Origin of the sequence: Colwellia sp. (assembly GCF_013214175.1) — a bacterium.
Classification (GTDB): Bacteria; Pseudomonadota; Gammaproteobacteria; order Enterobacterales; family Alteromonadaceae; genus Colwellia.
On sequence record NZ_JABSPA010000002.1, the window covers coordinates 326,533 to 349,035 of the forward strand.

Here is a 22,503-nt window from a genome sequence, read left to right on the forward strand (position 1 = left end):
AATAGAGCTCCTAATTAGTTCCTAGTTAGCTCCTAATTAGGGATTAAACTACTTTAATTGGTACAGCTACACCGGTGAACTTAGTGCTCAACTCATGTGCAGGAGGAGTAAACTTGGTTAAGTTAATACCGTCTACAGCACTTTTATACTCTGCCAGGGTAGGGAAGCGACCCAGCATAGTTGCAAGCACAACTAGCGGTGTTGAACCCAATAATGATTCACCTTTCTTCTCTGCAGTATCGGCTACCACACGACCTTGGAACAAACGTGTAGAAGTAGCAATGACCGTATCGCCTGGTTCAGCTTTCTCTTGGTTACCCATACATAAGTTACAACCTGGGCGTTCAAGGTACATGATGTTTTCGTACTTAGTACGAGCAGCACCTTTAGGGTGTGCATCATCGAATTCAAAACCGGAATACTTTTGTAAAATGTCCCAGTCACCTTCCGCTTTAAGCTCATCAACAATGTTGTATGTTGGTGGCGCGACAACTAAGGGGGCTTTAAATTCAATCTTCTGACCTTGTGCTTCCATGTTACGTAACATTTGCGCGATGATTTGCATATCGCCTTTATGCACCATACAAGAACCAACAAAACCTAAATCAACTGATTTATCCGTGTAGAATGAAACAGGACGAATAACGTCATGGGTATAACGCTTAGATAAATCATCATTGTTTACGTCAGGATCCGCAATCATTGGCTCATCAATAGCATCTAAATCAACAACCACTTCTGCGTAATACTTAGCGGTATCATCTGGTGATAATGCCGGGGTAGTACCTGCTTTGATGCCTTCGATACGTTTATCAGCTAAAGCGATTAAGCCGTTAAGTGTTTTCGCTGTGTTTTCCATACCCTTATTGATCATTATTTGGATACGGCTTTTAGCTAGTTCAAGTGATTGAACTAAAGTGTCATCTTCAGAAATACAGATAGACGCTTTTGCTTTCATCTCTGCAGACCAATCGGTAAATGTGAATGCTTGGTCAGCTAATAAAGTACCAATGTGCACTTCAATCACACGACCTTGGAATACATTCTCGCCACCAAATTGCTTAAGCATTTGCAATTGTGTTGCGTGTACTACGTCACGGAAATCCATGTGGTCTTTCATGTGACCTTTAAAGGTTACTTTAACTGATTCAGGGATTGGCATAGCCGCTTCACCTGTTGCTAATGCGATCGCCACTGTACCTGAGTCGGCACCAAAAGCGACGCCTTTAGACATACGAGTATGCGAATCACCACCGATGATGATAGCGCGGTCGTCCACAGTAATATCATTCAATACTTTATGAATTACATCGGTCATCGGCAAGTAAGCGCCTTTAGGATCACGAGCCGTGATAAGACCAAACTTATTCATAAAGCTCATAAGCTTAGGGATGTTCGCTTTTGCTTTGCTATCCCATACTGATGCGGTGTGACAACCAGACTGGTAAGCACCGTCAACGAGTGGAGAAATAGTAGAAGCAGCCATCGCTTCTAACTCTTGGCATGTCATTGGGCCTGTAGTGTCCTGAGAACCAATAATGTTCACTGTGACGCGAACGTTAGAACCTGCATGTAATGGTGTTTCTGAAGCAACACCAACTGCGTTACGGTTAAATATTTTTTCAACAGCAGTTAAACCTTGACCTTCATGTGAGATCTCTTTAGATGCTGCGTAAACAGAAGGTACTTCAACGCCCAAAGTTTCTGCCGCAAATGTTTGTAATTTCTTACCGAATGTAACCGCGTAAGAACCACCTGCTTTCATGAATTCCACTTTTTGTGGAGTGAATGCTGAAGATACGTCAACTAATTCTTTATCACCGTTATATAACTTCTGCGCTTTAGTATCGATAGTTAATACAGTACCTGTAGCTACCGAGTAAGCTTCTTCTAGCACTGCATCGCCATTATCGTCAACAACATTGTTGCCATTAGCATCTACTTTCTTAACCCAGTTTTTAAGGTCAAGACCAATACCACCAGTTACATCAACAGTAGTCAGGAAGATAGGAGCGATGCCGTTTGTACCTGCAACAACTGGGGCAATGTTAATAAATGGTACGTATGGGCTGGCTTTTTTACCCGCCAATAGTGCAACGTTGTTAACACCAGACATACGAGAAGAACCAACACCCATAGTGCCTTTTTCTGCGATAAGCATTAGTTTAGCTTTAGGGTGCTTAGCTTGTAATGCTTTTATTTCTGCCTGAGCTTCTGGTGTGATTAAACATTGGCCGTGTAATTCACGGTCAGCGCGCGAGTGAGCTTGATGACCAGGAGAAAGTAAGTCAGTTGATATATCACCTTCACCGGCAATATAAGTAACTACTTCAATCTTTTCTGCTATTTCTGGCAGTTTAGTGAAAAACTCAGCTTGTGCGTAGCTTTCAAGAATATCTTTAGCAATGGCATTGCCTGCTTTAAAAGCCGTTTCAAGACGAGCGGTATCAGCATCGTATAAAAATACTTGAGTTTTTAAAACTTCTGCTGCTGGTTTTGCTACTGCTGCGTTATCAGGCAGTGTTGGATCAAGAAGCGCTAAATCAAGAAGTACTTCAATTGAAGGTCCACCTTTCATGTGAGACAACAATTCAAAAGCATACGTTGGGGTAATTTCTGCTAGTACAGATTCGCCTAAGATTATTTCTTTTAGAAAAGCAGCTTTTACACCGGCAGCACTAGTTGTGCCTGGTAAAGTGTTATAGATGAAAAAGTTAAGGGAATCTTCGCGATGCTCATTTGCTGAATCTTTAATTTGAGCAATAATCTCAGATAATAACTCAGCGCCATCAATTGGCAAAGGAGCCAATGCTAGATCATTTTTACGACTTTCAATTTCTTTAATGTATTCTATATATAGACTCATTTAAAACTCTCTCTAGTTCTAAGGCGCTAATAACATTGTCATCATTAGCATGGACAAATTTTAGCTCTATTTTACCTGATTTTCTAAGCACTACGTAATCATTTGCTTAAATAAGCACTATTCACTTTGGTTATAGTTGGTAGTGGATATAGTTATAGTGGTTATACCACTTTACTCATAACACTTTCTTCACAACTAATGGTAAATATCAATTTCTTTGATACCTACGCATATTAATTATCGTCTATATTTAGTGATACAGTCCAAATAGTAGCCACCTTACGGTACTTTTTAACAAGCATTAACAAAGATGTATCGTATAACTTTTAATTACAGATACTTAAATAATGATTGCTGAGTAGCTTGTCCTGGCATTGTGTCCTTAGTGCCTTATGCAATATTAAGTATCACTTATCTTATTAGGTGAATGTCGTGCTTCAAGAATATCGCAACCACGTAGCGGAACGTGCAGCTGTAGGTATAGTACCTAAAGCTTTAGACGCTGAACAAACAGCAGCATTAGTCGAATTAATTAAAAACCCACCGATGGGTGAAGAAGCCTTTTTAATTGATCTATTAAGTAATCGTGTGCCAGCAGGGGTTGATGATGCAGCTTACGTAAAAGCAGGTTTTTTAGCCTCTGTGGCTAAAGGTGAAGTCACTTCATCTATTTTAAGCGCTGAAAAAGCCACACAATTATTAGGCACCATGTTAGGTGGTTATAATATTCAACCCATGATTGATCTTCTTGACTGTAACAAATTATCTACCACAGCAGCTAAAGGTTTATCACATACCTTACTAATGTTTGATGCTTTCCATGATGTGCAAGAAAAAGCGGAAGCAGGCAACGCTGCTGCTAAGCAAGTTATGCAATCTTGGGCTGATGCCGAGTGGTTTACTGCAAAAGAAAAAGTAGCGGAAAAAATTACCGTTAAAGTCTTTAAAGTTACCGGTGAAACCAATACCGATGACTTATCGCCCGCACCAGATGCTTGGTCTCGTCCTGATATTCCATTACACGCAAAAGCCATGCTTAAAATTGCCCGTCAAGGCATTACACCGGATAAAGACGGCAGCGTTGGACCCATAGTACAAATTAAAGCATTACAAAAAGATGGCATTCCACTGGCTTATGTTGGTGATGTTGTTGGTACTGGTTCTTCACGTAAATCAGCAACTAACTCGGTTTTATGGTTTATGGGTGATGATATTCCTTATATCCCTAACAAACGTGGTGGCGGTGTCTGCCTAGGCGGTAAAATCGCACCAATTTTCTACAACACCATGGAAGATTCCGGCGCATTACCCATTGAATTAGACGTACAAGCAATGAACATGGGTGATGTTATTGACATTTACCCATACCAAGGTGTCGTTAAAAACGCTGCCGGTCAGGTTATTTCTACCTTTAAACTTGCGCCAGTATTATTAGACGAAGTTCGTGCTGGTGGTCGTATTCCACTAATCATTGGTCGTGGTTTAACCGGCCGATCTCGTGAAGCGTTAGGTTTAGCGGAAACAGACATATTTAAGAAACCAGTTGATCCAGCGGTTTCTACTAAAGGTTTTACCTTAGCGCAGAAGATGGTTGGTAAAGCCTGTGGTGTTGATGGTGTGCGCCCTGGTCAATATTGTGAACCTAAAATGACCACGGTAGGCTCACAAGATACAACCGGCCCCATGACACGTGATGAATTGAAAGATTTAGCTTGTTTAGGTTTCTCCGCTGATTTAACCATGCAGTCTTTCTGTCATACCTCTGCTTATCCTAAGCCTGTTGATATTATTACCCACCATACTCTGCCTGATTTCATGATGAACCGTGGTGGCATTTCACTCCGTCCTGGTGATGGAGTCATTCACTCTTGGCTAAACCGTATGTTATTACCAGATACTGTTGGTACTGGTGGTGACTCACATACACGTTTCCCCTTAGGTATTTCTTTCCCAGCAGGCTCTGGTTTAGTTGCTTTTGCCGCGGCAACAGGTGTTATGCCACTTGATATGCCGGAATCAATTTTGGTTCGTTTTAAAGGTGAAATGCAGCCAGGCATCACCTTACGTGATTTGGTTCATGCAATCCCTTATTATGGTATCAAGAAAGGTTTATTAACGGTTGAAAAATCCGGAAAAATTAATGAATTCTCAGGTCGAATACTAGAAATTGAAGGCCTGAAAGGTTTATCAGTTGAGCAAGCATTTGAATTATCAGATGCCTCGGCTGAACGCAGCGCTGCCGGTTGTTCTATTAAACTTGAAGACGATTCAGTTAGCGAGTACTTAAGGTCTAACATTATTATGCTTAAATGGATGATTGCCGAAGGCTATGGCGATGTTCGTACTATTACTCGTCGTATTAAAGGTATGGAAGAATGGTTAACTAAGCCTGCATTAATGTCTGCTGATAGCGATGCTGAATACGCACACATTATTGAAATTGATTTAGCCGATATCAAAGAGCCTATCGTTTGTTGTCCAAATGATCCTGATGATGCCAAATTATTATCAGACGTTGCTGGTGTTAAAGTCGATGAAGTATTCATCGGTTCATGTATGACTAACATTGGACATTTTCGTGCTGCGGGTAAAATCATTGACTCTTTCCTTGAAGAGAGTGGTGACACATTACCAACACGTATGTGGGTAGCACCACCAACGAAAATGGATAGCGCGCAGTTGAGTGACGAAGGTTATTTCTCTATTTTCGGTAAAGCTGGCGTGCGTGTTGAAGCACCTGGTTGTTCATTATGTATGGGTAACCAAGCACGTGTAGCTGATAAATCTACAGTACTTTCAACATCTACACGTAATTTCCCTAACCGTTTAGGAAATGGCGCCAATGTTTACTTAACCTCTGCAGAGCTTGCTGGTGTTGGTGCTATCTTAGGTAAAATACCTAGCCCGGCTGAGTACATGGAATACGCGTCTAAAATTGATGCCACATCAGCGGATACTTATAGGTACTTGAACTTCGACAAGATGGAGCAGTACACCAAGAAAGCGGATACCGTTATCTTACAAGTCGAAGCCTAATTTGAAGTTTTCTTGTCGTTAAGTTTCACTCTTTTGTTGTTGGAAGTACTCACCTATAGTCATAGGCTCCGTGCTTCCTCCTAGAAAGAGCATTACTTAACTTAAAGAAAACAGCAAATAGTTAAAAAATAATGCCACCTTGTTATGCAAGGTGGCATTTTTTTAGTAAACCATAAAAATTATGAGCTATTGATAACTGTCTAGATCGGAGAATGACTTACGTAGTTTAGGCACTAGCCAGTCTTCAAATAGCTTAACTTTTCTCCATGAAAATTGCTGTTCTGGCGCGACAAGGTAAAGTGAATAGGGACTTTTTATCGAGTAGTTGAGTAGCTTAACTAAACGACCAGCGCGTATATGTTCAGCCACTAAGCTACTATTTACTAATAAGAAACCGCGGTCATGCACTGCACTATCAATTAGCGGCAGTGCATCATTGGTTTGAATGACAGGAACCAAATTTTCATAGTTAAAATTTATGTTTTTACAGTATTCTTGAAAGGTTTCCTGTATTCCTATGCTGGTATCCTCTATCCAAGGTAACTGAAATACTTGCTCAGGGTCATCCTTATCAATACCGTCTAGCAGCTTAGGACTTGCCACAAAGATGAGGTTATCATCATAGATTTTCTTCTCGGTTAAATCAGCATAACCGCCTCTGCCCATACGAATGGCTAAATCAATATTTGATTGTTGAAAATCAATAAGAGCACTCGATGGAGCAAGTTGCACCATTATTTCAGGGTGTAATTTTTGGAACTCCTGAAGCCTAGGAACCAGCCAAAGAGAGCAAAAAGAATGCACGGTAGAAATACGTAATATTTGTGGATTTGGATCCCCCGTAACGACTTGAATACCACCGCTTAGTTCTTCAAACCCCCTTTGCATAAAGGGTAATAGTTTTCGTCCTTTTTCGGTAAGCATGGTTTGTTTATTAGTGCGCTCAAACAATTTCGCTTGTAGGTTTTCTTCTAACAAGCGAATTTGTTGGCTGACTGCTGCTTGTGTGACATTGAGCTGTTCAGCGGCTTGTTTAAAATTTTTAGATTGTCCTGCTACCAGAAAAAATTGTAGCGACTTCAATGGCGGTAAATATTTCATAGTTAAGATTTTCTTAATTACAATCAATTTTATATCGTTTGTTTTACCACCATATCATAACTAATCTGTTATCAACACTTAAGACATGAGCAGAGAATTTAAATGAAAAACCTATCAATTAAGCTTATTAAAAACATAGTATTTATAAGTATTGTTATTTTTTGTCAGCTAGCTAAGGCTGAGCATATCACTATAGAAACGGCGAACAATTACCCCTATAAAAACCTGATCAATCGCACTAATGTTGTTAATGTTTTCTACATCAACACCGATGACAAGAAGAAATGTAGAGTTGAGGTTGTATTAGACCAAATGAAATGGACATCGGTGTCAAAAGAAGTTAACCAAAACGTTGTTAACCATGAACTTTTAGCTACTTGCCTATCGAAAGAAGCAGCAGAGCAAATACTCGTTCAAACCTATCTGCAGTTTGGGCGAGGTTTGTAACTTTCTTTATAGCGATTTATGTAGTGCTTCTTTTAATAACATTTAGTTTGAGCGGCTAATAATCTTACTTTATCCATAATAATTTTTTAAGCATAGTTTCGAAATCGAAATATCGTCTCAATAATATCGTCTCGATATCGAGATTAAATGTGCTTAGTTGTAACTTGGTTGTAACCAACTGTATGTATTCAATCATTAATTTATAATTGGTATGACGATTGCTCTAACAAGACCATGAATTATTAAATGGCTTAGTTATGGATATTGTTCGCTCAAAGCAGAAGAAAAAAATCAAGTATAAACAATGGCTTTCTATTGCCGCTATGATCATTGTGGCGCTTACCTTGATAGTTAACCTCTCAGGAAACTCATCGGCATATCAGGTTGATAAATCGGAATTACTGCTTGCTCAAGTGCAGCGAGGTCAACTCAATATAAGTGTTCGTGGTGTTGGTGTGCTAGTGCCGAAAGATATTCGCTGGGTAGCGACCAATGTTGACGGCCGTGTTGAGCGCATTCTAATTAAAGCTGGCGCTAAGGTAAAAAAAGGTGATTTATTACTGGAATTATCTAACCCTCAATTAGCACAGCAACTAGAAGAAACCAAGTGGCAATTAGAAGAAATGGTCGCCGAAACGAATGCACTAAACGTATCGTTAGCCTCAGAGTTATTAGATCAAGAAGCCGCAGTTATTAACGAAAAACTGAATCATCAACGAGCACTGTTAACCTATAACGCCCAGAAAAAATTGCTAGACCAAGGCACAGTCGCCGTCTCACATATTGCTCATGAAGAAGTAAAAATAGATGTAGCGCAATATAAAGAGCGCTGGCAGCTAGAAATAAAACGTTTAAATAAAAAACAAGAAAGTTTAGCGGCACAAGCAAAAGCTTATCAAGCCAGACTTAATCGCATGCATAAAATATATCAAAGAGCGCAGCAGCAAGTTGAGTCTTTAAAAGTACATGCCACCATGGACAGTATCGTGCAAGCGATGCCGATGGAACTTGGCCAACGGGTCTTAATGGGTAGTAATCTTGCCCGATTAGCACGCAGCGGAGAATTTATTGCTGAGCTGCGTATTCCGGAAAAACAAATCAAAGATGTAGCGCTTGGCCAATCAGTTGTTGTTGATACCCGTAATAGTAAGATCGTTGGTATTGTGCAACGCATAGATCCCATTGTTAATAACGGCTCAGTACAAGTTGATATAGAGCTTATTGGTGATATGCCAAAAGATGCTCGTCCTGATCTCACCGTAAATGGTGTTATCGCCATTGCCAATATCGCCGATACGCTTTTTGTTAAACGGCCTATGTTTGCTAACGAACATAGCGAAGCTTTTGCTTATGTACTGGCAGCAGACGGTAGCCAAGCAGATAAAGTACGTATTCACTTTGGTCAAACATCTACACAATATATTCAAATAACATCAGGCTTAACGGTAGGAAATAATATTATTATTTCTGATGTTTCAGCTTGGGAAAAACTACAAACTATTAGCGTAAATTAGGAGCACGTGATGACTAACAACATAAATAATTTAAATAGCACAAGTCAAGCAAGCAATAGCGTAACAGCATTGGTAGAACTCAATGATATCAAAAAAGTTTTTTTTACTGATGATGTCGAGACGCATGCACTAAATAATATCAATTTAACTATCAATAAAGGTGAATACTTATCAATCTCGGGTCCTTCAGGCTGCGGTAAGTCTACCTTGTTATCATTATTAGGCTTATTAGACACTTCCAGTAGTGGCAGTTATACCTTAGCAGGACACGACGTTTCTGATTTAAATCGAGATGAACGAGCAGCGATTAGAAATAAAGAAATAGGTTTTATCTTTCAAGCCTTTAACTTGATTAGTGATTTAACAGTGGCAGAAAATGTTGAATTACCACTAACATATCGCAGTGATTTTGATGCGAAACAGCGTGCCGCTATGGTGAATACAGCCTTAGAAAAAGTGGATATGTTACATCGTGCCCATCATTTTCCCTCGCAACTTTCTGGTGGCCAGCAGCAACGTGTTGCTGTAGCCCGCGCTATCTCGGCCAAACCCTCTATTATTCTTGCCGATGAGCCAACGGGTAATTTAGACTCGAAAAATGCCCAAATCGTTATGGCCTTACTTGATCAATTACATCAAGAAGGGGCAACCATTTGTATGGTTACTCATGATCCACGATCGGCGGCAAGAGCTGAGCGTATGATAGAAGTCTTCGATGGCAAGATAGTCGCTGATCAACGCACCGAAACACCTACAGCCATTGCGGTATAAATCGCTAACATAAAACGAGGATTTTCAGGTGTCTATAACTCTTGATATAAAATATGCAGCTAGGCTGCTCCATAAAAAACCAGTTTTTACTGCCCTTACCATTTTCATCGTCGCCATTGGTTTGGGACTGACTCTTTACACCTATTCGTTATTGAGTAACTTGGTGTTTAAACCTTTATTATTGAATAAAGAGTCACCGATAATTTCTATTGAAGCCGAATTCAATCAAAGCCATTTATTTAGGATTGGTATTGATCCCTATGATCTCTTAACAATAAGAAATGAAATGGATTCAATTGATGAGATCGGTGTTTATCAGGACAGAACATCACTCATTGGCAGCACACAGAATAATTCAGTGACCCGCAAATATAATTCCGTAAACATTGAGTGGAATGTATTCGAGTTTGCCGGTGTTAAACCCATTATGGGACGAGTTCTAATGGCCGAAGATCATTTTGAAGGTGCTGAACCTGTGATTGTTTTGGGCTATGATATTTGGCAACATTACTTTATGGCACAAGAGGATATTGTTGGCTCTGTTATCTTAGCTGATGCCATACCGACACGTGTAGTTGGTATCATGCCACAAGGTTTTGCTTTTCCAATGACTGCGCAAGCCTGGTTACCGATAAAGCAAGAATTGTTATCGCCCACAGATTGGTCGCGTAATGGCTTATTCGCTTACGCAAGGATAAAAAAAGAAGTGCCGTTTGAAGTGTTCCAACAAGAGTTGGCATTACTCAATAAAAAAGTAGTCAAACTTTTACCGGATAATGTGCGCTGGCGTATGGATGACTTCGAGGGCTACTTAAGAGCGGTTCCTTATAAAAAAGCCAATATCACTCAGTTTTATTCTATTTTTATCACTATGGCGGTAGTGGTATTGCTTATTTTATTACTCGCTTGTATTAATGTTGGTAATTTATTACTGGCCCGAGTGAATGAAAGGTTTAAAGAAGTTGCCATACGTGTTGCCCTGGGTGTACCGCGTAATCGTTTGATATTGCAAATGTTGCTTGAGAGTATTTTTATCTGCACTGTTGGCGGCTTCTTGGCGGTACTCATTGCCGGGTGGGGCTTAGAGCTGAGTAATACTGTTTTTGAACAAATGTATATGGCTACGGAGCAGAAACCATTTTGGTGGCAAGTGAGCTTAGATGTTGATGCTATTATTTTATTAATTGTTGCAGTTGTCGCTATGATTGCCATTACTGGATTTATTCCAGCATGGCGGGCATTATCTGGTGATTTTAATGCGGTATTGAGAGATGGCACTCGCGGCTCACAAGGTAAAAAAGCCGCTCGAGCTAGCCAAATCTTGGTAATCAGTGAAATATTACTGTCGTGTGTGGTACTTGTTATCGCCACAATTCTTTTATCGACCAGTTACTCTGCCGGACAGGCTGATTACGGTGTTGATACCAACAATAGAATCACCGCTACAATAGAGTTACCGGTAGTTGATTACCCTATTAGAGAAGAGGAAGAGTTTGAATTAGCAGATACCCTTAAAAGAACCGCATTTTATTATCAACTAAAAGATACCTTAGAGCAGATGCCAAATATTGAGGGTGTGGCTTTTATGAGCCAGTTACCTGGTACGGGTGCTGGCGCAAGTTACTTTGAAATTGAAGGGCGAGTTGCCGCAGTTTATAACGAAAATCCTTATTCCAATAATGAAGTGGTTTCTCGTGATGCTTGGCACGCCATAGGTATGAGAGTTATTCAGGGGCGAGACTTTAACCTTGATGATATCAGCGCAGAAGTTGATACCATTATAATTAACGAATCAATATCTAATGACTTCTTTCCTGATGGAGATGCTATTGGCCAGCGTGTTCGTCGTGCTTTTAGAAATCCTGATGCAGATAGAGAGGGCGGTTGGCAGACTATCGTTGGGGTGGTTTCTGATACCTATCATGGTTCAGCCATGCGCACGTCCAGTGAACAATATAGCTCTTACTTTATGTTAGACCATATTGGTTACAGCAGCATTGATGTCGCCATTCACTATAATGGCTCACAAGCAGAGGCTGAAAAATCATTACAACACGCGATTAATCAAGTGAACAATAATGCTACCGTGTATAACATGCAAAGTTATGATGAATTAATCTCACAGCCAATGATTTTAGTGTCAGCTATTTCAAAAGTATTTTTGTTATGTGGTGTTATCGCAATATTTTTAGCGGCCAGTGGTATTTATGCTGTTGCAGCCAATAGTATTAGCCAACGCACTCAAGAAATAGGTGTACGCCGAGCGCTTGGTGCTAGCGATAGTAAAATTATGCAATTATTTATGATAAAGGCTGTTTGGCAATTGGTTATTGGTTTGAGCATAGGCATTACTATGTCTTTATGGGTGGTTAATCAAATGACTGATACCATGGTAATAAACCAGGGCAGTTATATGGTCGGTTTAATTGCGATACCTTTATTAATCATCATTATGGTGCTGGTTGCCACCTATGTGCCTACACGTAAAATTGTGCTAATGGAGCCTAGTGATGCGCTGCATCATGATTAAAAATATTGAATGTATGTTGCATAAGTATCGGATAAGGACTGATTAAATGCTCTTTTAGCAGAAACCCAGGTAATACTTTGATAAAGTCATAAAGTATTACCTGGGACAGTCTCACTTCGAAAACCAATATTTTGAAAAGTAAGACATTAAAACCTATTACCTCACGCTAAAGAACTGGATAACATGACCTCAGCTACAGCTTCAAGTACACCTCCAGCTACACTTTCAACTACTCATTCAACTATGCCTTCAATTCTGATTGCCGATGATGACCCGCGTATTCTTACCACGTTAAAACTGTTATTAAAATCGCAAAATTACCAAGTTGTCGCGGTTAGTTCACCGGCGGAGTTGTTAACGGTACTGGCAAGGCGTAGCTTTTCAGTGGCGTTAATTGATTTAAATTATCAAGATGACACTACTTCAGGTAAAGAGGGCTTGGCACTAGTCGCGAAAATGCGAGTGCTTGATGAACATATGCCTATTGTTGTAATGACAGGTTACAGCAGTGTTGATATTGCTGTGGAAGCGATGAAACAAGGTGCTGCAGATTTTGTGCAAAAACCGTGGAAAAATGAGCGTTTATTAAGTATTTTACAAGCACAATGTCATATTCAACGAATAGCAAAAGCAGGGCAGAAGTTAGCGCAAGAGAATGCTTTACTTAAATCACAAAGCAGCACAGATTGCCAAAATATAGTAGCGCAATCTGCTGTGATGAAACAGCTGCTTAGTCAATTAGCCAAGCTGGCGAAAAGTGATATGAATATTCTATTTACCGGTGAAAATGGTACCGGTAAAAGTATGTTTGCTGGCTATTTACATCAATGTTCGCAGCGTCATAAGCAAAGTTTAATCTCAGTCAATATGGGTGCGATCACCGATAATCTCTTTGAAAGTGAGATGTTTGGTCATGTCAAAGGCGCCTTTACCGACGCTAAAGAAACGCGTATCGGTCGTTTTGAATTGGCAGAAGGCGGCACAATTTTCCTTGATGAAATTGCTAATATTCCTTTATCTCAACAAGCTAAATTGCTTAGGGTGTTGGAAGAAAAGCAATTTGAAAAAGTAGGTAGTGCTAAAACCCAACAAGTAGATGTACGTTTAGTCTCAGCCACCAATGCTTCATTAGCTGAACTGATAGCACAAGGTAAGTTTAGACAAGACTTACTTTATCGTATTAATACCATTGAAATTCATATCCCACCACTGCGAGATCGCGTAGCTGATATATTACCGTTAACACAGTATTTTCTATCACTGTTTGCTACTAAGTATGGCCTGGAAAGTCATCAGCTTACTGATGAGGCCGCCGCAGGGTTAAAGCATTACCATTGGCCGGGTAATATTCGTGAACTAAGCCACATGATAGAGCGAGCAATTTTTCTTAGTCAACAGCAATTGATAACCCTAGGTGATCTTGGTCTGTCACCGACACAGACAGCTAAGGTTGCCGGTATTGATAGCGGCGGTTTTGACAGTAAAAGTGACACCCTAGAAGTTATAGAAAGACAAATCATAGTCGATAGGTTGGCACGTTTTGATAATAGCGGACATGAAACTGCTGAATCTTTAGGGTTAAGCCGCAGCTCTTATTATCGTCGTCTAGAAAAACATAATTTATGAATGATTGGCGGTCTTATCGGATGAAAAGTATCAGATGAAAATTCAACAAGACCGAGTTACGACCTCATTTGAAAATCAACTATTACGTATAGCCTTACTTATTGGGCTATTACCAACGACGTTGTTATTTTATACCCTGTATAGCCATGAGCTATCGATATATCTAAAAATCATGCTGATGTTCTTACTCTTGGTAAGTGTTATTTATGGTGCTTTTCTCATTCGGCAAAAAGTGGTATCTCAATTTAGAACGTCCGCCAATTTAATTACTGCCATGCAAGCTGGCGATCATGCTATCAGAGCGAACCACCTTGAAGGTGAAGGGGCGTTAAGCGAATTTAATCAGGTCTTTAATGGCTTATCGGCAGCGCTTGCTGAGCAACAGCTGATCAGTAGGGAAAGACAAATATTATTAGATAAAATTACCCAGCAAATAGATGTCGCCATTATTGCCGTTAATAAAAATAGTAATATCATTTTAATGAATCCGGCGGCAGAAAAATTGTTTGCTTGTCGTTTCGAGGAGGTAGCAGGTTGGCCTATTAGTACTATCGGCTTGCAAGATGTATTAACCAATGAACACCGTAAAGTTACTGAATTTGAAATTAAGGCGCATAAGAAAAAAGTATTCATTCATACTGATGAATACTTGGAACAGGGTGATAGACAAAAACTCATTTTCATTACCGATATTCAAAAATTATTACATGAGGAAGAGCGGCAGGCTTGGCAAAAGTTATTACGGGTATTGAGCCATGAAATTAATAATTCGTTAACACCCATTGCTTCATTAAGTGACACCCTAATACGTTTAATAATGAAGCAGAAGCAAGTAACCACAGAGCAAGATAGCAGCGACAGTAATACTGAGCTATTTGATGATTTAGAAGAGGGCTTAGCTGTTATTGCCGAACGAGCCGAGTCGCTTAATGCCTTCTTATTACGCTACCAAGAATTTAGCCGCCTGCCCAAACCAGAAAAAAACCTATTTGATTTAGCTAACTTGTTCAAGTCATTATTGCTACTTTTTGATAACGCTAATATTAGCCTCTTAGGTCAGCCGTTAGTTATCTACGGCGATGAAAAGCAACTACAACAAGTTTTTGTTAATTTGATAAAAAACGCTCAACAAGCGATGTTGAGTAATAGCAGTGGTGTTATAACTATTGAGTGGCTGCAAAAAGAAGATATTGTAGAAATAAAGCTATGCGACCAAGGTACAGGTATAAATAACAGTGATAATATTTTTGTGCCTTTTTATACCACTAAAGTTGATGGTTGCGGCATAGGCTTGGTGTTTAGCAGACAAATTATCGTTAACCATGGCGGCAACTTAACTTTAAGTAACAGAGGTGATGGCCAAGGGGCTGTTGCCAGCATTACTTTACCCATGCATGACAACATTTAATGATTATTAATCAGCAGCAGTAACACCATAAAGCACAATTAATTCAGGATGTTATTCTTGTCGGTATTGCAGATAACGATACGGTTAAATATCGTCAATTAATGACATCAGCGGATACTTATTGGGTATTTAAAATCTAAAAATGCCAGCTTGTTATGCAAGGTGGCATTTTTATTGGCTGTGAAACTTGTGGTAGAGATTAATCGTCATAAAGCTCAAAAATATTACTAAAAAATTTCACTACATTTCTTCTCGATTTTTTGGCTACTCGTTTATTGGGAGACAAGGTTACTTCGCCGCCTTGACCAAGATGTGAAAATGGATCGGTAACCAGCCATTCTGCTTCAAGTCTATCCCAAGCGTGATAGGCCTTTTTAAAGGTATTTAGCTCAACAGTTTCTTTATCAACTTCGCTTAAGTTAGCTACCATTAGCGGACAAGTCTCCGGCAGGTCGTAGTCGTCTAACTCCCCCGTCTGGATTAATACCGGTGCACCGGTTAAATTGGCAAACTCAAAGCCCGGAACATTATTGTATAACCAGCAAACAGGGTAATGAGCGACATGACCAGCAAAGCGAAATGGTGTACCTGTCATCGCCATATATTGTTCTGTTGCTGTCAACATAGATAAAACACCGCCCCAAGAAAAACCAATAACACCGATTTTTTCAGCATTTATATTTGGTTGCTGTAGTAAATAGTGCAGGGCAGCAAATACGTCAGGTAATGTTTCTTGTGGGGTTGCTGGTCTATTGGCACTACCACCTTGTAGGCCTCTTGCGCCCCATAGGTCTAGCTCTAAAGTGGCAATACCGGCATTATTTAATGCTCTAGCATAAAATCGCCCGGTACTGTCGATACCACTAGAGCTGTGCAAAATAATTACCGCTGGTAAAGCTTGCGCAGTTTCAATTCGAGGTAGTCGATATTGTGCGGAAACCTGCCATGAGGTATCGGCGGTTTGCACAGGAATATTAATATAAAAAATGTGAGGTAGTTGTTTATCTATTTTCTTAGCATAGACCAATGAAATGCAGGTTATTGATAGTATGATACAAAATATGAGCTGTTTAGCTATGTTCATGATTAATCCTTTTGTAATACCAATCCATTAAATTATTAGCCACTTGTGCTGGGTAAAATATGCCAAGGCGTTGCTCTCAATCCTAATAGTCAGCTATTAGTCAATCGAGCGCATTGCTTTGATTTATTTTTCCGGTGCACAGCAAGATCACAAACTTAATAAAACAGGTATAAGTTAAAGTCCTTAAGTTCTTGAAAATAGTAGTTACCCGATAAGAATACTTATGACAAATCAGTACAGCGATGAGCTATTATCAGCGATCAATAATAACCACTGTGTGAAAAATGTACAGTATCTTTTGTGGAATTTGTTTGCTAGAATTTGCCACCCAAAAAACGTAAGCAATGTTACGTTAATTATTGATACAAAAAATTTAATCTACAGCACTGGATTTACGTTCCAGCTAGTTCAATGGAGACTCTATGAGTTCATTAGAAAAAAAATTATCTACCTCTGCCACAGCTATATCTTCAAAAATTACAGCAAATACACCCAATGCCATCACCATTTGTGCGTTGTACAAGTTTGTTCGTTTAGATGCATTTGAAGCATTACGTGAGCCATTAGCAAATAAAATGGCTAATGTAGATGTTAAAGGTACCTTATTATTAGCGGCTGAAGGCATCAACGGTACGATAGCCGGCCCTCAGGCGGGTATTGAAACTGTGTTGGCATTTTTAGCTGAGCAGCCGGGTTTAGATAACATAGTTCATAAAGAATCTTACACTGAAGAAAATCCATTTCATCGCACTAAAGTGAAGTTGAAGAAAGAAATCGTCACCATGGGTATTGAAGGTATTGATCCTAACCAAGTGGTCGGCACTTACGTAAAACCAAAAGATTGGAATGCGCTAATTTCTGATCCCGACGTAGTTTTGGTTGATACCCGTAACGATTATGAAATTGAGATTGGTACTTTTAAAAATGCCATCAATCCAAATACGGAAACTTTCCGTGAATTTCCTGACTATGTAGAGAAAAATCTAGATAAAAACAAACACAAGAAAGTTGCCATGTATTGTACTGGTGGCATTCGTTGTGAAAAATCTACTGCTTATTTAAAAGAGCAGGGCTTTGAAGAGGTTTATCATCTTGAAGGCGGCATCTTAAAGTATCTTGAAGAAGTGCCGAGTACCGAGACACTATGGGAAGGTGAGTGTTTTGTTTTTGATGGTCGTGTTGCGGTTAATCATGACTTAGAGCAAGGTCAGTATGACCAATGTTTTGCTTGTCGTTTTCCACTAACTGAAGCTGAAAAAGCAGGCGAACATTACGTTAAAGGCGTGAGCTGTCATCGTTGTCATGACAAAGTTACCGAGCAACAACGTAATCGTTATGCTGAACGTCAACGCCAAATCTCTTTAGCAGAGCAACGCGGTGAAAGTCATATCGGTGGTGATATTCAAAATATCATTGAAGAACGCCGCCAAGAGAAAAGCGATAAAAAAGCGAAGCAAGCAGCTAAGTAGCAGTAAATCTGCAACAGATAGACGCAAAGATTAACCAAACGGCAGCTTGAATTTCAAGCTGGCGTTTTTTATTGGCCAAATATTAGCCGCGCCGTAATTAGTCGATGTTACTAGTGTCACCCATTGGTGGTTTTATACCAATTTGATTAAAATCATTGCTCACTTGTGCTGGTTAAAATAATCCATGTCAGCGTTGCTCTCAATCCCAATAGCCAGCTATTGCTCAATCAAGCGCCTTACCCTGATTTATTTTTCCTATGCACAACAAGATCACAAACTTAATGAAACTGGTATTAGTTTACAAAGTTAAACAGCTAACCGTCTCCGGCAATATTGCTTAACAAAGGTAGATTGTATATTCTTGCTGCATTCAAAATCTTGGTTGTATTACGTGAGAATAATGATGAAAAAACTATTTACCCTGGCGGCGATTTCTCTCGCTGCATCAGCATCGCTATCAATGTCGGTAAGCGCTAATGCACATACTAATAGCGAAGTGTTTACCGTTGAAAAGCTAAACCAATTAAACCAACTACATGATGTTAGTGTTTCTCCGCAGGGAGATAGCATAATTTATGGTTTGAAAAAAGGCGCTAGTGACAATCACCTTTATCGACAAGATGTTAAAACGGGCAAAGTCAGTCAGTTTACCGACCATGAGAAAAGTGAAAGTAATGTCGTTTGGGCGGATGATGGTCAGTCGGTTTACTTCCTTTCTTCACGTAGTGGCAGCAGCCAAATTTGGCAAAAGAGTCTAGATGACAATAAAGCCAAGCAAATATCTGATTTTTCATTAGCAATTAATGGCTTTAAGCTGGCTAAAAATGGGCAAGTATTTGCTTTGTCGTTTACCGTTAAACCGGGTTGTGGCAGCTTAGCTTGTACTGTTACCGCTAAAAAAATTGATGCCGAGAAGAAATATAACATCCGCGCTTATGATCAATTAATGGTGCGCCACTGGGATGTTTGGGCAACAGAATATAAAGAGCATTTATTTGTCGCTCATTTAGGTAAAGACGGTCAACTTAAGAGTGCCCAAGACATAATGCCAAATTGGCAAAGTGATTTTGCTGGTATGAGCCAAGTTACCATTCACCCAGATGCCACCTCGTTAGCCTTTTCAGCGAAAGACTCTTCAAGTAAAGCAGCAGCGAAAGATCATGCGTGGACAACTAACTTTGATATCTTTGAAGTTGCGCTATCAGCAGGACAAACAGCTTTTAACTTAAAAAATATTACTGAACAAAATAAAGCTTGGGATGCCAATCCCGTTTATTCGTCAAATGGTCGTTTCTTAGCTTATAAAGCAATGAAAACCCCGGGTTATGAAGCGGATAAATTTACCTTACAACTTCGTGATAACCGAACAGGAAAAACTCGTGCTGTTGCACAAGATTGGGATCGTTCAATTAGCAGCTTAGCTTTTGCACCGGATAATAAATCGCTTTATGTCGTTGCTCAAGATGTTGGCCAAAAGAGCATTTTCTCTATTACCCCTGAATTTGATGAAGTGCGCAAAATTTATAATGTCGGCAGTAATGGCGATGTAACTAGCTATGGCAACAAACTTTATTTTACCCGTCATACCTTAAACTCACCAAAAGATGTATTTTCAATTGATGACCATGGTGATGAGTTAAAGCAACTAACAAATATCAATGAAGACAAGCTTGCCGGAGTTAAATTTGCTGACTATAAACAATTTAACTTTAAAGGTTGGAATGATGAAACTGTCCATGGTTACTGGTTAAAGCCGGCTAACTATGAAGAGGGTAAACAATACCCTATCGCCTTTTTAGTACACGGCGGCCCACAAGGAAGCTTTGGCAATATGTTTCATTACCGTTGGAATGCGCAATTATGGGCAGCCCAAGGTTATGGTGTAGTAATGGTAGATTTCCACGGTTCAACTGGTTATGGCCAAGAGTTTACCCATTCAATCAGTCGAGATTGGGGTGGTAAGCCATTAGAAGATTTACAAAAAGGTTTAGACTTTATCGTTAAAGACCAACCTTGGTTAGATGGTGATAACGCTTGTGCGTTAGGCGCATCTTACGGTGGTTATATGATGAACTGGATTGCCGGTAATTGGCCTACAGGCTTTAAATGTTTGATCAATCACGCTGGTTTATATGATATGCCAAGCTTTTATCAAACTACTGAAGAATTATGGTTCCCAGAATATGATATGGGTGGCCCTTCGTGGGGTAAAGAAAGTGGCAGTAATAAAGGTAAGGTAAGCCCTGATTATTCTAAATTTAACCCTGCTGATTACGTTAATAACTGGCAAACACCTATGTTAGTGATTCAAGGTGAATTAGATTACCGCGTGCCGTACGCACAAAGTTTAGGGGCGTTTACTACGCTGCAGCGTAAAGGCATTGATAGCCGTTTAGTGATGTTCCCCGATGAAGATCACCATATTCGTAAACCTGATAATCTAGTAGTTTGGTATGACGAAGTATTCAAATGGTTAGAAAAATATACTAAGCAATAGTTATAAACTAAAGATTAAGTCACGCTGTTGATGACGACTAACTAGCCATAACAAAAAAAGGCAGATTAACTTAGGTTAATCTGCCTTTTTTATAACTGTTAGATTTTTATTGTAAATAGTGCTGGTGCAGTATGGAAGGAAAATTAATCTTGTAAAGGTTACTTATGCTTAGGATTTTCAAGATGTTTTTTTCGATTTTTAGTCCTGATTTTTTCAATAGTACCGTCAGATATCGCTTTTGATAATACTTGAGATAACTCATTCGCATAATGTTTAATTTTTGACTGTCTGGATATAGCAATATAGCTATTCATGGGTTTGTTATATTGATAATTAGCCATGGAAAATTTATCTTGATACTCAGTTGTTGATAACAAGGGTAAAACGGTTTCTTCTCTCTCTAAAAAAGTATCTATTCGACCTTTGAGTAGCATATTAACTAGTTGTTTTCTTGACGTTAACTCTATTTTTTTTATCGATTGGCTTTCATCAAACAAAGGGAAATACAAGGCACCTCTTAATGTACCGACAAGTAAGGGGGTAAGATCACTAAAATTTTTTATTGTTAAGTTATCTGATTTCAGGGTAAAAAAACGTAATGGCTGATGTTGGAGCAGGTAAGGGGGATTAAGAAAAATAAAATGCTGTTCTCTAGGAGAAGATTTACTTAATCCCAATATCATATCAGCCTGACCTTGTTTGAGCATAGTTAAACAACGCACAGGAGGACATCGAAGGAAAACAGGCTTAAGCCCAATGGATTTAGCTAACAAATGAATAATATCAATATTTTCACCTACTAACTTGTTAGCAACTAAATCTACATAGGGTGGTTCAAGAAATACAGCAACATTTAGCTTACCCGTTGCCGCAGAAGCACAGTTAAATAACCCAAGGATAATAAAAAAACAACAGCAAAAATATTTCATAATAACGTTACAGCTAGGTTAGTGAAATAATAAGTCTTCTTATAAACAGTGTAGCGTACATGGTTGATACAGTGTCCTACATAGTGAATTTGAGGTGGTATTGCAGCTCTTTAGCTAGATATTTTCACAATACTAGGTACTTAATAAAAGGTTATAGCGTGTATAGAAATATTATCAAGGGATTAAATATTTGAGCTTAAATGGTAAGTGCTACCTTGCAGCTATAACTCGAAGTTAACAGTGATAGCTTACGTGTGAAGCTATCACTCATTAGTCAATTAATCTTGTTCAGCAGCCTCTTTAAGGTAAGCAAGTCGGTCTTGCTCTTGTTCAAAAGCGGCTTGGATCTCTGCCAGCACAGTTTCAACATCTGCGCTTTGAGTATCCTCGGCAAATTGTCCTGTTAACTTCGTAGTGTCACTGAGTTCACCGGCTTCATACAGGGCCCACATTTCTTCACCAAATCTAGTTAAGGCTAAAGTAGGGGCGAACTGGGCGTAATAGCTAGTGATATTGTTGACATCACGCAGTAACATAGCCTTGGCATTGTTATTCGCTGAGGCATCAACCGCTTGTGGTAAGTCGATAACGACAGGGCCGTAGGCATCAACTAAAACATTAAATTCTGATAAGTCACCGTGCACTATACCCGCACAAAGCATACGCATAATATAAATCATCATTAAAGCATGATCTTCTATGGCTTGTTCTGCAGGCATCACTACATCATTAAGGCGTGGTGCAACTTCACCTTCTTCATCAGTGATAAGTTCCATCAATAACACGCCGTCAAAACAGCCGTAGGGTTGTGGTACACGAACATCGTGCTCGGCAAGAGTATACAAAGCATCAACTTCAGCATTTTGCCAAGCTTCTTCTTGTTGACTCTTACCGTACTTAGAACCTTTTTCCATGGCCCTTGCACGTCGACTACTTCGGCCCTTTCTGCCTTCTGTGTACTGTGATGCTTTTTTAAAGCTTCGTTTAGTGGCTTCTTTATATACTTTCGCACAGCGAATTTCATCACCACAACGTACTCGGTACACTGTGGCTTCTTTACCGCTCATTAATTGGTTGAGTACATCATCAATTATGCCTTCTTCTACGAGAGGCAATAGTCGCTTTGGAATTTTCATTGCGCTGTTATACCCTATATCGCCCATTGAGGGTAGTAAAAAGTATGTTTATAGCGATAACAAACGGTAGTTTTCATGGATGTTTTAGC

The 22,503-nt window shown here is 39.5% G+C and carries 14 protein-coding genes; 9 read left to right on the top strand and 5 right to left on the bottom strand.

The features are described 5' to 3' along the window. Nucleotides 1-43: 43 nt before the first annotated feature. Nucleotides 44-2,866, bottom strand: a complete 2,823-nt coding sequence (locus HRT55_RS04530) for a bifunctional aconitate hydratase 2/2-methylisocitrate dehydratase (RefSeq protein ID WP_291619242.1) — start codon at nt 2,864-2,866, stop codon at nt 44-46. Between the two features lie 432 nt (nt 2,867-3,298). Between HRT55_RS04530 and acnB the strand changes: the two genes are divergently transcribed. Beyond that, nucleotides 3,299-5,902 (top strand): bifunctional aconitate hydratase 2/2-methylisocitrate dehydratase, encoded by a 2,604-nt coding sequence (gene acnB / locus HRT55_RS04535; RefSeq protein ID WP_291619244.1) that lies wholly within the window; start codon nt 3,299-3,301, stop codon nt 5,900-5,902. Nucleotides 5,903-6,088: 186 nt separating this feature from the next. Here acnB and HRT55_RS04540 read toward each other — a convergent pair whose 3' ends face one another. Then, nucleotides 6,089-7,003, bottom strand: coding sequence for a LysR substrate-binding domain-containing protein (locus HRT55_RS04540; protein ID WP_291619246.1), 915 nt, complete (start codon nt 7,001-7,003; stop codon nt 6,089-6,091). Nucleotides 7,004-7,105: 102 nt separating this feature from the next. Here HRT55_RS04540 and HRT55_RS04545 point away from each other — a divergent pair, with 102 nt between their 5' ends. From HRT55_RS04545 to HRT55_RS04570, 6 genes are all read left to right on the top strand, one after another. Continuing rightward, complete coding sequence (locus tag HRT55_RS04545) at nt 7,106-7,450, top strand: hypothetical protein (protein ID WP_291619247.1); 345 nt, start codon at nt 7,106-7,108, stop codon at nt 7,448-7,450. A gap of 257 nt (nt 7,451-7,707) precedes the next feature. Beyond that, complete coding sequence (locus HRT55_RS04550) at nt 7,708-8,964, top strand: HlyD family efflux transporter periplasmic adaptor subunit (RefSeq protein ID WP_291619248.1); 1,257 nt, start codon at nt 7,708-7,710, stop codon at nt 8,962-8,964. 9 nt (nt 8,965-8,973) lie between these two features. After that, a complete protein-coding gene (locus HRT55_RS04555; protein ID WP_291619249.1) occupies nt 8,974-9,735 on the top strand; it encodes an ABC transporter ATP-binding protein in 762 nt (253 codons plus the stop codon). A gap of 28 nt (nt 9,736-9,763) precedes the next feature. Continuing rightward, on the top strand, nt 9,764-12,265 hold the full coding sequence (locus tag HRT55_RS04560; RefSeq protein ID WP_291619250.1) for an FtsX-like permease family protein: 2,502 nt from the start codon (nt 9,764-9,766) through the stop codon (nt 12,263-12,265). Nucleotides 12,266-12,439: 174 nt separating this feature from the next. Continuing rightward, nucleotides 12,440-13,891: a sigma-54 dependent transcriptional regulator gene (locus tag HRT55_RS04565; RefSeq protein ID WP_291620407.1), complete on the top strand. Its 1,452-nt coding sequence runs from the start codon at nt 12,440-12,442 to the stop codon at nt 13,889-13,891. Nucleotides 13,892-13,925: 34 nt separating this feature from the next. Next, nucleotides 13,926-15,299, top strand: a complete 1,374-nt coding sequence (locus HRT55_RS04570) for an ATP-binding protein (protein WP_291619252.1) — start codon at nt 13,926-13,928, stop codon at nt 15,297-15,299. Between the two features lie 199 nt (nt 15,300-15,498). On the opposite strand, the gene HRT55_RS04575 is transcribed toward HRT55_RS04570, so the two are convergent. Continuing rightward, nucleotides 15,499-16,383: a dienelactone hydrolase family protein gene (locus HRT55_RS04575; protein ID WP_291619254.1), complete on the bottom strand. Its 885-nt coding sequence runs from the start codon at nt 16,381-16,383 to the stop codon at nt 15,499-15,501. Nucleotides 16,384-16,805: 422 nt separating this feature from the next. Between HRT55_RS04575 and HRT55_RS04580 the strand changes: the two genes are divergently transcribed. Continuing rightward, nucleotides 16,806-17,852: a rhodanese-related sulfurtransferase gene (locus HRT55_RS04580; protein ID WP_291619256.1), complete on the top strand. Its 1,047-nt coding sequence runs from the start codon at nt 16,806-16,808 to the stop codon at nt 17,850-17,852. A 403-nt stretch (nt 17,853-18,255) separates the two neighbouring features. Continuing rightward, a complete protein-coding gene (locus tag HRT55_RS04585; RefSeq protein WP_291620408.1) occupies nt 18,256-20,349 on the top strand; it encodes a S9 family peptidase in 2,094 nt (697 codons plus the stop codon). A gap of 158 nt (nt 20,350-20,507) precedes the next feature. On the opposite strand, the gene HRT55_RS04590 is transcribed toward HRT55_RS04585, so the two are convergent. Together HRT55_RS04590 and HRT55_RS04595 are read right to left on the bottom strand one after the other, a co-directional pair. Next, a complete protein-coding gene (locus HRT55_RS04590; RefSeq protein WP_291619258.1) occupies nt 20,508-21,278 on the bottom strand; it encodes an ABC transporter substrate-binding protein in 771 nt (256 codons plus the stop codon). Nucleotides 21,279-21,556: 278 nt separating this feature from the next. Beyond that, complete coding sequence (locus HRT55_RS04595) at nt 21,557-22,414, bottom strand: PA4780 family RIO1-like protein kinase (protein ID WP_291619260.1); 858 nt, start codon at nt 22,412-22,414, stop codon at nt 21,557-21,559. Nucleotides 22,415-22,503: the final 89 nt, after the last annotated feature.

Coding starts and splice junctions, on each gene's coding strand:
- HRT55_RS04550 (WP_291619248.1), top strand. CDS start 7,708: ATGGATATTGTTCGCTCAAAGCAGAAGAAAAAAATCAAGTATAAACAA.
- HRT55_RS04585 (WP_291620408.1), top strand. CDS start 18,256: ATGAAAAAACTATTTACCCTGGCGGCGATTTCTCTCGCTGCATCAGCA.
- HRT55_RS04530 (WP_291619242.1), bottom strand. CDS start 2,866: ATGAGTCTATATATAGAATACATTAAAGAAATTGAAAGTCGTAAAAAT.
- HRT55_RS04545 (WP_291619247.1), top strand. CDS start 7,106: ATGAAAAACCTATCAATTAAGCTTATTAAAAACATAGTATTTATAAGT.
- HRT55_RS04555 (WP_291619249.1), top strand. CDS start 8,974: ATGACTAACAACATAAATAATTTAAATAGCACAAGTCAAGCAAGCAAT.
- HRT55_RS04590 (WP_291619258.1), bottom strand. CDS start 21,278: ATGAAATATTTTTGCTGTTGTTTTTTTATTATCCTTGGGTTATTTAAC.
- HRT55_RS04575 (WP_291619254.1), bottom strand. CDS start 16,383: ATGAACATAGCTAAACAGCTCATATTTTGTATCATACTATCAATAACC.
- HRT55_RS04570 (WP_291619252.1), top strand. CDS start 13,926: ATGAAAATTCAACAAGACCGAGTTACGACCTCATTTGAAAATCAACTA.
- HRT55_RS04595 (WP_291619260.1), bottom strand. CDS start 22,414: ATGAAAATTCCAAAGCGACTATTGCCTCTCGTAGAAGAAGGCATAATT.
- HRT55_RS04540 (WP_291619246.1), bottom strand. CDS start 7,003: ATGAAATATTTACCGCCATTGAAGTCGCTACAATTTTTTCTGGTAGCA.
- HRT55_RS04580 (WP_291619256.1), top strand. CDS start 16,806: ATGAGTTCATTAGAAAAAAAATTATCTACCTCTGCCACAGCTATATCT.